Source organism: Dyadobacter sp. HNCC25DJ185, from assembly GCF_056895195.1.
In genome coordinates this window covers 115,631-127,847 of record NZ_JBXHAR010000009.1, presented here as the reverse complement: position 1 = coordinate 127,847, position 12,217 = coordinate 115,631, and the positions used below count along the sequence as shown (strand labels likewise).

Genomic DNA, 12,217 nt, shown 5'->3' with positions numbered 1-12,217 from the left:
ATGTGCCTTGTCCTGAAATTGCCGGACTGGAAAGGTTATTTTTTCTGATATTCGTATCGGGTCATACCAAATTCGGCGAAACCCCATTCGGGCGAATACCTTATTTCTTCGCGAAGCAGTGAACCGAAATATTTCCTTTTGTTGAATATATTAGTTCCCATGTTGGTCTGGATAGGGTTGCCAAAAATATCCAGATTGTAAGTGCGGCCTTGGGTCACATTTCCTGCGGCGTCCAGGTAGATTTCTTCAGATGGTGATGTGTAATTTCCCGGATACACGGCCTTCATGACCCACTCAAGCACATTCAGATGATTGAAATGTTCCGTTTTGATCCTGCGATTCAATGCGTCGTACTCGTATTTTTCGGTTGATTCCAGCTCGTTGTTGTACATGTAGGCCTCCTGGCTGATCATATTGCCGCGGGCATCATAGAAGTTTTTATAATCGTGATGTTTTCCCAGCGACTCGTTCAGCTTGTAGGTTTCGGTAAGCCGGCGATTGACATAAACGTAATGGGTTGAATAGACCAGTGAGCCGTCACGGTTGACGATTTCCTCTTTTGATATCAGATTATCCTGGTAAGTGTAGCGGTATGTGGTCGACAACGTAAGTGCGTTGACTAGTCCATCGTAAACCTGCATCCTGGTGAGCAGGCCATTCTCGAACGTATAAGTTTTATAGGTAGTAAGCAGGTCGGGATAGCCGATGAGCGATTCCCTGGCCAGGTTGCCCCTGGAATCGTAACTATATTCTACGGAGTTGTAAGGTTTTTCGGAATTGGAATTACTGAAATTCAAAATCCTGGTAAGGCGATAATTGCGCGCATTATAGATTGCAGTATCGCCCTCATTCGGGCCTGGAACTCCTTCAAAAGCGACGATGTCTTTTTCTTTTTTGCAGGAGACCAGTAAAATCAATGCAACGAAAAAGCAGAGTGATTTTTTCATATTAGCAAAAGGTTGAGTACAGTTACGGATCAGACGGGAATGTGACGGAAAGAGTTGGAAGGTTTTTGTTATGAATGCGGGAAGTTAGAAAAGGGCGGGGCGAGAACACGAATACCATCCGATCGTACCCAGTTCGGGCAGATCCATTCCTGACATCGGGTGGAATGATAATTGTTAGAGAATACGGGAAAGATACTCACAGTTCTCTAACAGAATGATCAAAGACACTCACACTAAATCCGGCACCGATGGACGCCGCAGCCTGTTAAGCCGCAGGCGTTTTTTTTTCCAATCTGGGGCCGCCGTGCTAACCACCACATTCCTGACATCCTGTAGCGGATTACTGGACGATATCCTCCCTTCAAAGAATAAGGGGGAAGAGCCAAAGGGTGACCAGACTTTGGCCTTTTTCGGGGACAGTCTTACCATTGGAGCGGCAGCTACTGCCCCTTATGGGAACCTGGTAGGATCGGCCTTATCCGGGCGGCCGGTAGTCAGCGATGGTATTATGGGGCAAATCGCGCTTTCTATAGCGATCAGGCAGGGAGGTGTCCCGCTGAAAATATCTGTCGAGGGGGATAAGTTCGACGGTACGAAGTCGCTCAAAGTGACCAAACTGAATAATGAATTTTTGTCCACGCCGATCAAAAATGACACATACAGCAGGTCCGGCACGCTCGCCGGGGTGAAATGTATCATTACCAGGAAGGTGACGGACGAAGGTGTAGAAAGCTACACGATTGAGCCACAGTCTGCCAGCACCGACGAAATTCCCCCAGACGCTGTATTCGAACTCGACGATGCTGTGAAACTCAGGACAGCCACTCAGATTTTGTGGTATGGCCGCAACAATATCGGGAACGTGACTGCAGAAGATGATATTCTTTCAGCAGTCGACAGTTCGGTTGCTTATATTGCTGACCCGAGGAGATTCCTCGTGTTGGGTGTGCTGGTCGCGGTCCCGGAGATCAAAGGGACAGAAAATTATGAGCAGGTAATCGCGATCAACAATAAGCTTTCGGCCAGGTATGGACCAAACTATGTGGCGATGACACCGCCCACGGATTCGGAAATGCAGGAGATCGGTTACACGCCCAGCGCGCAGGACAGGACCGATCTGGAAAACCAGAACTTCCCGACCGGCATGAGGGACCCTGATACGACGGACGAAATACATCTGAACGACAAGGGTTATCAAATCGTCGCCAACAGGGTCGTGAAAAAGTTGAAAGAACTGAAATATTAGATCACAGCTAAATCATGGTAATGGGCCGGCGAATGCATGCAATGAGAGCCCCTGGGATGTATCGGAAAGTTTTTTGGCGACGGATACACGAATCAGCCCTGACGTCGGGGGACTGCAGCCGGGCATTAGGACCTTGTTAATACGGGATTAATAGCTCATCTTGTTCGAAAATGTAAAATGTCAATCAACATCATTCGGAAGGACATTGTCTTTCAGCCCGATTCCAGTCGCGTTATTGCACGGTTTCTGTTCAGCAGCGAGGAAAGGGCCAGGCAATTGATATCCCTGATCCTCCACCTTTCGGAACAGGAACAAAAGCAGGAGCTCAGCAATGTTTTTCGTAAATACGCCAAACGTCACCGGAACATTCTAAGGGTTTTTGAAAGACATTTTCATCGGCTAAATCACATACTTAAGTTGATGGACATTGATCCCGGCGCGCTGGGTACGACCGAAAAAATGCTGATCGGCTCCTATTTTACGATGGAGTATTCGATCGAAGCCGCCGCTTTTTTTAATCCTTCCATCGTGGAAGACCCCGATCAGTCGCGAACGGGCTTTGAGGAGCGAAGGGTTATCCTGAGTTTCAGGGCGACTGGCGAGGGACATATCTCTTCCATTGTGTTCAGGTCGGCCGTTATTGACCGGAACAACCTGATTACTGTTGAACCTCCCGGCCGGATGCTGGATTCTCCTGAACATGTCCGGAATCACGTATACAATAAGCGTTCGTTCCTCGCCAAGCTAGGTGAGATGCAAAATCTGGAAAACGCCGCTTTTCCTGTCATTGAACAAAAGCTGACCGAAACCTTCACCTATGAAGAGCTGAAACGTTACGTAGACGAAACCAACAAAGCCATTGAAATGGACGAGCCAAGCCATATTTTTCTCAGGGAAACCATGTGGCTCGCTTCTTCGCATTATGAAATGGATTTTTCATTGGATACAGATATTTCGGAGCGGGTCATTTTCCCGATTGCAGATACGGAAAAAAGAGGTATTGAAGACGCCAGGTTCGTGAAATTCAGTCAGGACAACAGCGAGCCGGTCTACTACGCTACCTATACCGCCTACGACGGGATTTCGATCCTGCCGAAGCTGCTGATGACGAAAGATTTCTATCATTTCGAAGTGCTCCCTATTCACGGGGAAATAGCTCAGAACAAAGGAATGGCACTTTTCCCGCGGAAAATCAACGGTAAGTATGCCATGCTCTGCCGGATCGACGGCGTGAATAACTACATTGCTTTTTCGGACAATATCAGCGTCTGGCGCCACGCGGAAATGATCCAGTCGCCGAAGTATCCCTGGGAGTTTGTCCAAATCGGAAACTGCGGCTCCCCATTGGAAACAGAGGCTGGATGGCTGGTACTGACCCACGGTGTCGGGCCTATGCGCGAATATGTTTTAGGGGCCTCCCTTTTCGAGCTAGAAAATCCTCAAAATGAAATCGGGCGGCTCAGCCAACCTTTATTGATACCCAACCGAAACGAGCGCGAGGGTTACGTCCCGAATGTGGTATATTCCTGCGGCGCATTGATCCACAACGACAGCCTGGTGATTCCCTATGCGATCTCGGATTACGCATCGACTTATGCGGTGGTCAATCTTAAAGAGCTGCTGGAGGAACTGACCCGAAGCGCGGGCTCATTGGCGTAAAATCTTTTCATAAACCCGGAGGTATCCTTCCACCATTTTTTCTTTTGAAAACATCGATGTGGCCCATAGGCAGCAATCCATTCGCCCGATATCCTTGACCGACTCCACAGCCTGAACGGCCTCGTCGACTGAAGTTACCAAAAAACCGGTTTTGCCGTGCTGTATCAGTTCGGGCATAGATCCCCGGTTAAAGGCGATCACGGGCGTCCCGCAAAGCATGGACTCCGCGACGCTTAATCCGAAAGGTTCTTCAAACCCGATCGGGTGCAACATAGCATAAGCCATGCCCAGCAATGTCTGCCTTTTTTCCGGACCTACGTTACCACAGTAAAAAACGGATTTCGAATCAATATGCGGTTTCACTTCCTTTTCAAAGTAGGCTTCGTCCTGGATCAGTCCGGCGATCAGCAGCTTTCTTCCGCTCTTGCGGGCGATCCGAATGGCCTCGCTTGCGCCTTTATCGGGATGAATCCTTCCAAAAAATAAAAGGTAGTCGTCAGGCACACTCACAAAGGGAAATGCATCCGTGTCGATGCCATTATAGACCGTCGCCATATAGCTTAGGCCCGGGTCCCGATCGGCGTTACTGATCGAAACATAATGTGTGTGTGCGTCGTACTTTCGGTATACCTCCTTGATCTTAGGCGACGAAAAGCCGTGAATGGTCGTAACGACCGGCGTTTTGATCAGTCTCGAGTAAGTGAGCGGCAAAAAGTCGAAGTGGTTATGGATGAGGTCAAACTGATCCGATTTTTCCATCAGATTGCTGATATGGAGACATTCTGCGACCTTAGGATCAACGTTTGGGTCTTCTGCGTAGGGAACTTCACAGGTTGCATCCAGCTTGCCATTTGTGATTGAATCGGAGGTAGCAAATAAGGTAACGTCAATACCTTTTTCGACGAGGCCTTCTGCCAGGTACGACGCTACCTGCTCCCACGGCCCATACTTTCGGGGTGGCGTCCGCCAGGCAATGGACGAAAGGATGGCGACCCTCATAAAGGCGCTGCTTCCAGCTTCGTCAGTTCTTCAAATGCTTCCAGAACGCTCAGATGCGATATCAGATAGGCCAATGTGCTCTCTGCTCCCTGGTTGCGGTTCACGCCATAGCTTTCGAGGCCGTCACAGCAGCCTTTTGTTTCAAAATCATAGAGGCTGATCCGAAGGTCGTTTTCACCCAGGAACCACATAAAACTGGTGTAAAGCTGTTTCACATACGCCTGGTCGCCGGTCAGACGGAATGCCTGGTGGAACATCAGCACCATGGCCAGGGCATCGAGGGGTTGTTGAGCAAACATCGAACTTTCCCCGTCTTTTTTATACCATTTTTCATTGCCGACAATAGAAAGGTAGCCGTTCTTGAGGGTAATCCCCGAAAGAAAATCCATGCTTTCCAGAGCCACCCGGTTCACTTTTTCGTTGTTTAAAAACTCCGCGGCGTGCAGCATGGCAAGTGGCAAAAATGCATTGTCATAAGCGAGAAGGGATTCGTACCAATGCCAGTTATCGGTGCGGTTCAGTTCGTAATCGGCCATAAGCCGGTTGGCCAGCTGCCTGAGGACTTCGATCATCCCCTCGTCCATGGGGTTGCTTTTCAGATAGTGGCAAATCCCCACCATGGTGTTTGCAATGCTTCTGATCGATCTGAGCTGCACGAAATTGGGCATCGCATCAAAGAAGATTTCCCGGCCCGTTTGGTAATACGCATCATTCGGGGCATTTCCGAGCAGATAGCCCAATGACCAGATCGTCCTGCCGAAAGAATCCTCCGAGCCGACTTCATCGAGAAAATTCCTGTTGAAGCTCAGGAAGTTCCGGAATGTGCCGTCCGGGTTCTGCATGTAATTGATGTAGCTGAGATAAGTAGGGGATAATCTCAATGCCAGGGGATGCTTGTTTCGTTTGTAGGTCATCAGCACCATCAAAAGCGCCCTCGCGTTATCATCAAGGCAGTACCCTTCTTTCAAATTCGGGATTCCGTATTTGGCGTGCTGGATAATCCCGGTATCGTCTGTCAGGCGCTGCACATGGTCCAGCAAAAAAGGCGGCAGCGCCAGGAGGTCCAGGATCGTTTCCGTTTCCACCAGCACATCGGGTTGCTGTACAATGATTTTTTCGGCAAGCTGCGTATATTTTTCGCCAATTTTCGGCCAGGTGATCTCCCTGCCGTAATTGTAGGCATTGGTCCGAAGCGTTTTTAATGTCCCGGGGTTGTCCAGCAGGTCTAGGAAAATGTCACTCAAAGCCTGTACATCATTGAATGGGAACAACCTGCCGCGATCTTCCGAAAGCAACTCGGCTGCATGCCAGTAGGGTGTTGAGATTACTGCCGAAGCGGCACCAATGGCATAGGATAAAGTCCCGCTCGTGATTTGGGCCTCATTGGTATACGGGGTAATGTAAATATCCGACGCCGAGAGGTATTTGAAGAGCTCGGTCTGGTCTATAAATTCGTTCAGGAAAATGACATGTTTTTCGATACCCAGCTTTTTGACCAGCCCCATCAGAAAAATGCGGTATTCTTCGCCCGAATGCCTGATCACGTTCGGATGTGTTTTGCCCAGAACGATGTAAACCAGCTGCGGATATTTGGCAACGACAGCCGGGAGCGCCTTTAACACGACTTCGATACCCTTGTTTCTTCCGATAAATCCGAAAGTGAGCAGTACATGTTTGGACGAAAGCTTGAATTCTTTTTTCGCGGCCAGCTGGTCAAATTGAATATCCGGGACCCCGTGGGCAATCTGTTCGATTTTGTTTTCAGGGACACCGTATTCCTCCATCAGCATCTCCACCGCCGTCCGGCTCATGACAACCACGCTTTGGGCAATTTTACAGATCTCGATCATAACCGCCCGCTCGTTGTAAGAGGGCTGTTTCAGGACTGTATGCAGCGTAACGATCAGCGGAATCTTCAGCCGGTAGAGCAGCGGAAGAATATAAATGCCGTTCTGACCGCCGAAAATCCCGAATTCATGCTGTAATACGCAAATATCGGCACCGCTGATATTGATGAAGCTCGCCGCTTCCAGGTAATCGGCCTGTTCCTCCTGCCTGATTGTGAGTTTTACTTCTTTGGGATAATCATAATGCTGCCCATTGTCGTCGATCGCGACAACGATCGCCCTGTTCGGACCGTCTGTCCCCGGTGCCGCGGTTACAGCATCATATAAGTTTTTGGTAAAAGTGCCAATTCCGCACTCCCTTGGCGGGAATGTTCCTATAAACGAGATCTTCATAAAACGCGGAGTTGATTTCTTCTAAGTTAACCTTATTATCCCGCATTGTCGTTTATTTTCTCACATAGGCGGCCGATCGCCCAAATAGCCGTGTAGCATTCAATTTAAGTTGAATGTCCATTTTAAAGGCTTATCTTACAATAAATCCAACATCAATATGTCAAAAGAAAAGGGTGCGCAGAAAGGTGACAAAAAGAAGGCAGAGAAAAACCTCAAAGAAAAAAGAGCAGATAAAAAGGAGAAAAGAGACACCAAATCCCAGGAATCCTGATCTCATCTGCTGAATTTCATGATTGTATAAGATTGGGCGGGGAAATCATACGATAGCTCATTTCCTGCAAGCGTCAGTTTGGAGGGTTGCGGCTGATATCGATCTGGCTGTGCGGGCGTATTTCGTGCGGTCAGGTCGCCCGAAAGCGTAAGAAGCTCTACTTCCGGCTTGCGGCCCTCGAATCCTTTCAGATTTACGCCTGTACTTACAAGGCCAGTCCCGGTGTTGACTACGTGCAATATCAGGGTCTTCCCGTCCTCGCTGCGTGCGGCAGTGACATCCAGATTACCCTCTACCAGACTCTCGACCCGCAGCGGCAAGTGATTTTCCGCCTGCATTTTCTGTGAATAAAAGGGCGGCATACCCCAAACCTGGTCTGGGGTGAAGAATATCTGTCCCTGGTCCCAGTCGTTGTCGTTTTGCAAATAAGGTTGCAGTGCATTGGCCGGACTTGAGGTGAGGACATGTTCACTGTGTCTGCGGATCGCATTGAGGTTCGTAGCATGACCCAGTGCGCGCTGCATGCCGTGTTTGCTCCCATTCTCTTCAAAAAGTGCGATTTTCATTTTTGTTTCCGGATCCCATTGTTTGAACATCCGGAGCATTTCTGTGATCTGCTTATCCGTTTCCAGGCCGGCATCGGGGTTATCTCCTCCCACGTGCAGGTCCCAGTAATCGGCCTTCCCGTTCAGTTGTTTGAAAACATATTCCATGTGAGGAGAGGCAGGCCGCCACCAGGCAGAATGGACGATTTTCAGCGCACTGTCTTTTTGTTTCATGGCCGCGTATAAGAGATTGAACCGCGTCACGTACTCTTCGTAAGCTTCCTTTTTATCTCCGTTAAAAAGGGCCTCTTCATTCCCGATCTCAATGTATTTTACGCCATAAGGTTTCGGATGCCCGTTTTTTGCGCGGATCGCCCCCCACTTTGTCGATGTGTCGCCATTCAGGTATTCGATCATATCGGCCATATCCTGGGGCGTTTCGTAGATATTGACGGCAAAGCAGGAGCTCATGGAAGTCGCTTCGCAAAATTGGAGGAATTCTTCAATACCAAACCCATTGGTACTGTACCGGTTCCAGTGCCCGTGATAAGGTGGCCGCTTGTCGGGATCACCGATCATATCTTTGAAACGATATTCCGGTGAATTCACCATCGTGCCCGCATAACGCAGGAAAGTCAGCCCTTGCTTGACCAGCATTTTCCCGATATCGGCCCGGACAGGCAGGCCTTTGAACCGGTCTTCTCCAGTGCCCGTCAGTACGACTTGGTCTACCCATAGCTTACCTGTCGAGGTAATATATATGGCTAGTCTGGCATTTTTGTCGGCTGTATTCGAAGTCAATGTAAATGGAAATTTCTTCCATGAACTGCCAACGCCATTCAGTCTCACAACTGCGTAAGTTTTGCTGCCGTCGGCACTTTCCAATGCAACATGCACCGGACCTTTTAACTTTTCGGCTTTCAGATACAACCTGCCCTGAAAAACCTGGTTTTCACGCGTGGCTATACCCCATCGATTGAGCCCCTTATTCATAATACCTGCCTTGCCGGAACCAGCTGTAAAGTTGATAACCTGCGAATGCTTTCCGTTGAACGCCTTGGTGCTGTCCAGATCGAAAACCGCCCTGGCTTCTCCTGCCAGCAAAACATCCCAGTTGTAACTGATCCGTTCATTTTCCGGCAGCCCCAACGTCAGCGGTTCCATTTTCCCGTCTTGTTCTGCCACCACATTCCTGAACTCTAAACCTGATTTCCAGGTACGCAGGCCAATTTTTCCACTCAATAGCGGAGCATTGTCATCTTTGAAAGAAAGCACCTGATTTCCGTTCAGGAAAACGATCATTTCGGGGCCGTGGAGTGTAACTTTTACCGTATTCCATGATTCCGGATCAAAGCTGACGGCTGCTTCTTTGAGCAGCTTAAAGTTTTGCACGTGCTTGCCCAGCATCAGTTTCTTTCCATCCCTGTTCAGACTGATCTCGTATCCGTCGAAAACGTCGCTGCCAACCCCGGCATGAGCCACGCGCACCAGAAACGATCCGCTTTCGCCTTTTCCGATAAAGCGCATGTCGGTCTGGAAAGTACCGTTTGAATATACTTTGGGTTGATAAATCAGTTTCGCGCTGATGTCGGCTTCCATACCCAGCGGAAAAGTGTCGATCATCACCACGTCACTGGTCGTATTTCGGCCGGGAATAATGGATACCACACCGTTTCTAACTGCCCAATAGCCGCTGTATTTGCTCCATTTTACGAAATCCACGCCCGCTACCGGCTCTTCAAAACTTTCGCCAAATATCCGCTGATCGTAAAAGCCGCCATAAATTTCATGGTTCACGTCTTCGATATTTGATCCGTAAATCAGCGGGCTGATCTTGTTTTGGACCTTCGCGGCATCGACCGTAATATGCGCGGTTTTTTGCATCCAGACCTTATACCCTTTCCCGTCCCGGTGACCTGCCACATCATAAGGGATTGCCGAAAAGACCTCTTTGCCGTCACCCAGGGTAGGGCGGGCACTGGCCATTGCGATGGCACCTTCGTATTTCCGGCCCGTCGTCCATTGCTCCGGTTTTTCGCTTTCCCCTGCAAACCCAATTGGATACCCGGCAGAGTGGGACAAATGCTTTTTATTGTCAGTCTGTGCCAGGGCAGAGATCGAGAGAAGTATCGAAATACCAATAAGTAAACCGTGTTTTTTCATGTGATGAGCTTAGTGGTTCAAATATAAAAACGTTTTCCAGCTGGTACGAACTGGTCTGGTTTTATTTATTTTTGCCATACCAGCATTTGGAATCAGGCATTCTTTCAAAATGAAAAGAAATAACTCAAAATATAACCTGATTATCAGCCATGTGACAGAACGTATTCAATCCGGAGCATATCGGCAGGGTGATCGGATCCAGTCTATCAATGAATTCAGGCGCATCTACAATTTGTCGCGGGATACCGTGTTCGCAGGCCTGCGCGAGTTGATTAAAAAGGGGATCATTGCATCCAACCACGGTGTAGGCTATTTTATAACAAGCACCAAGGTAGAGTCGGGGCACCATATCTTCCTGCTCTTTAACGAATACAACGGATTTAAGGAAGTGCTTTTCAACTCATTCGCGGAGTCACTGAATGATGGCGATACGGTGGACCTCTATTTTCACAACTATAATAAAAAAGTTTTTGAGACGCTGGTGAAAGAAGCCAATGGGAAATACACGGATTATATCCTGATGTCGGACAAATTTCGGGGGATCGAACCGTTACTTGAATCACTTTCGGGCCGGGTGTTCCTGCTGGATCATTTTCACTTTGAGCTGAAGGGGAAATACTCGGCGGTATTCCAGGATTTCGAAAAACACACCTACGAGGCGCTCGTATCCGGAAAGGAGCTGATCAGTAAATACAAACGGGTTTTGATGGTCCAAAAAGAGGCAAAGGAGCCCGAAGAAAGGTACGACGGGTTGAAAGCATTCTGCGCCGAACAGCATATGGAACATGATTATATTGCGCATACGGCCGGCCGGGAAATCCGGGAAGGTGAATTATTCATGGTGGTAAAAGACGAAGACCTGGCCGAGCTGATCAAGCAGGCGTCCATTCAACAATTGTCCCCAGGGATCGATTTTGGCATAATTTCTTATAACGACACGCCGCTGAAAGAAGTCCTGGCCGGAGGAATCACCACACTTTCGACCGATTTCAAGCTCATGGGCGAAACCATGGCCAAGGTCATCAACATCAAAGCGATCTGTACGATCGAAAATCCCTGGCGGCTGAATGTGCGGAAGTCGCTGTGATACGATCACTGATTTTTGGCCCAATACATTGAGCTTTCCAGCACTGAACTATTTGTCTTTCTGGAATTTCAAATTGATCAGATAATGCAGGCTAATTCTTGGAGGAGTCAAGAACCGGGTTCCTGTAATGGCAGAATTGAAATTTACGAAATGCCCGATTTCCAGATTGAACCGGCGGTTGTAGCTGATTCCCGCCTGCAATCCAAGAAAATCAAAACGATAATCGTGAGATACCCCGCTATAATGAAAGCCAATATAGGGACGTACTTTTCCTGACCCGCAATAACTTCCCACTGCTACTTCCCATGTTTTCAGGGAGATATTATGGTAACTGCTTGAATCATATCCTGTCAATACATTAGGGGTGATAAATAAATTGACTTTGAGATAACGATTCTGAAATTTTAACGGGAAATTCATTCTCAAACCAAAGCCATATGTAAATTTATGATGTATAATTAATGGCACTTCATTCCAATTTTCCAGGCCAGTATTGACATCGAGGTCAAATGTCAGCCTTTTGTCTGCCGATTCATATATCTCACTTTTGTCAGAAAAAGACTTGTTATAATTTTCAATGTATTGCTTCAAATGCGGTTCCTGATAAGGAGGTATGGTGTCATTAAATCCGTGAGAATCCTGAGATAAATTCGTAAGCTGATTTTTATATTCATCGAGAGTTAGGAGATATGTTTTGTTATCAATCCTTTTGTAGAACGGGTAATTATATAGCTCTTTTAACAGCCCCTCTTTTTCAACAAAGTAATGAGATCTTTCTAGCGGGTCGAGGTATACATAAAGAGATGCTTTTGTACCCGCCACTATTTCCTGTAAAAATATCTGGATCGAATCTTTAGCCTCTAAAGAAGGGGCGGAAGTATATTGTTCAGACAATGTTATATTCAGCAAGCCTATTTTTTTGCTTTTATATATTTCGTTGGAAGAAATAATACTGAATCCTCTGGCCTCTGTTGCTAAAATGGTTTTTATCGGCTCATCATTAATTTTAAACCGAATCATTTTGGGGCTTCCAGTCCAGTCTTCATCTTTGATGAGGCCA

Annotated in this window: 8 protein-coding genes; 3 read left to right on the top strand and 5 right to left on the bottom strand. The window is 47.8% G+C overall.

Features of this window, described 5'->3' with window-relative positions:
• Positions 1 to 35: 35 nt before the first annotated feature.
• A complete protein-coding gene (locus tag AC1XUF_RS24530) occupies positions 36 to 947 on the bottom strand; it encodes an RHS repeat domain-containing protein (RefSeq protein WP_483344498.1) in 912 nt (303 codons plus the stop codon).
• Positions 948 to 1,161: 214 nt separating this feature from the next.
• On the opposite strand from AC1XUF_RS24530, the gene AC1XUF_RS24525 reads away from it, so the two are divergent.
• Positions 1,162 to 2,193, top strand: coding sequence for an SGNH/GDSL hydrolase family protein (locus AC1XUF_RS24525; protein WP_483344497.1), 1,032 nt, complete (start codon positions 1,162 to 1,164; stop codon positions 2,191 to 2,193).
• A 177-nt stretch (positions 2,194 to 2,370) separates the two neighbouring features.
• Positions 2,371 to 3,852: a glycoside hydrolase family 130 protein gene (locus AC1XUF_RS24520; protein ID WP_483344496.1), complete on the top strand. Its 1,482-nt coding sequence runs from the start codon at positions 2,371 to 2,373 to the stop codon at positions 3,850 to 3,852.
• Here the strand turns inward: AC1XUF_RS24520 and AC1XUF_RS24515 are convergent.
• The 3 genes from AC1XUF_RS24515 to AC1XUF_RS24505 form a co-directional block, all read right to left on the bottom strand.
• A complete protein-coding gene (locus AC1XUF_RS24515; protein WP_483344495.1) occupies positions 3,841 to 4,851 on the bottom strand; it encodes a glycosyltransferase family 4 protein in 1,011 nt (336 codons plus the stop codon). The genes AC1XUF_RS24520 and AC1XUF_RS24515 overlap by 12 nt on opposite strands.
• The gene (locus AC1XUF_RS24510) at positions 4,848 to 7,091 is read right to left on the bottom strand and encodes a glycosyltransferase family 4 protein (protein ID WP_483344494.1); all 2,244 of its coding nucleotides are present in this window, start codon (positions 7,089 to 7,091) and stop codon (positions 4,848 to 4,850) included. Before AC1XUF_RS24510 ends, AC1XUF_RS24515 begins: the two co-directional genes overlap by 4 nt.
• Before the next feature lie 273 nt (positions 7,092 to 7,364).
• Entirely contained in the window at positions 7,365 to 10,070 is a 2,706-nt protein-coding gene (locus AC1XUF_RS24505) for a 3-keto-alpha-glucoside-1,2-lyase-like domain-containing protein (RefSeq protein WP_483344493.1), read from the bottom strand.
• Between the two features lie 109 nt (positions 10,071 to 10,179).
• Between AC1XUF_RS24505 and AC1XUF_RS24500 the strand changes: the two genes are divergently transcribed.
• On the top strand, positions 10,180 to 11,157 hold the full coding sequence (locus AC1XUF_RS24500; protein WP_483344492.1) for a GntR family transcriptional regulator: 978 nt from the start codon (positions 10,180 to 10,182) through the stop codon (positions 11,155 to 11,157).
• Between the two features lie 48 nt (positions 11,158 to 11,205).
• Here AC1XUF_RS24500 and AC1XUF_RS24495 read toward each other — a convergent pair whose 3' ends face one another.
• Entirely contained in the window at positions 11,206 to 12,177 is a 972-nt protein-coding gene (locus AC1XUF_RS24495) for a hypothetical protein (protein ID WP_483344491.1), read from the bottom strand.
• Positions 12,178 to 12,217: the final 40 nt, after the last annotated feature.

Bases quoted from the DNA above. Each gene is read 5' to 3' on its own strand.
- AC1XUF_RS24530 (WP_483344498.1), bottom strand. From the start codon at position 947: ATGAAAAAATCACTCTGCTTTTTCGTTGCATTGATTTTACTGGTCTCC.
- AC1XUF_RS24525 (WP_483344497.1), top strand. From the start codon at position 1,162: ATGATCAAAGACACTCACACTAAATCCGGCACCGATGGACGCCGCAGC.
- AC1XUF_RS24520 (WP_483344496.1), top strand. From the start codon at position 2,371: ATGTCAATCAACATCATTCGGAAGGACATTGTCTTTCAGCCCGATTCC.
- AC1XUF_RS24515 (WP_483344495.1), bottom strand. From the start codon at position 4,851: ATGAGGGTCGCCATCCTTTCGTCCATTGCCTGGCGGACGCCACCCCGA.
- AC1XUF_RS24510 (WP_483344494.1), bottom strand. From the start codon at position 7,091: ATGAAGATCTCGTTTATAGGAACATTCCCGCCAAGGGAGTGCGGAATT.
- AC1XUF_RS24505 (WP_483344493.1), bottom strand. From the start codon at position 10,070: ATGAAAAAACACGGTTTACTTATTGGTATTTCGATACTTCTCTCGATC.
- AC1XUF_RS24500 (WP_483344492.1), top strand. From the start codon at position 10,180: ATGAAAAGAAATAACTCAAAATATAACCTGATTATCAGCCATGTGACA.
- AC1XUF_RS24495 (WP_483344491.1), bottom strand. From the start codon at position 12,177: ATGATTCGGTTTAAAATTAATGATGAGCCGATAAAAACCATTTTAGCA.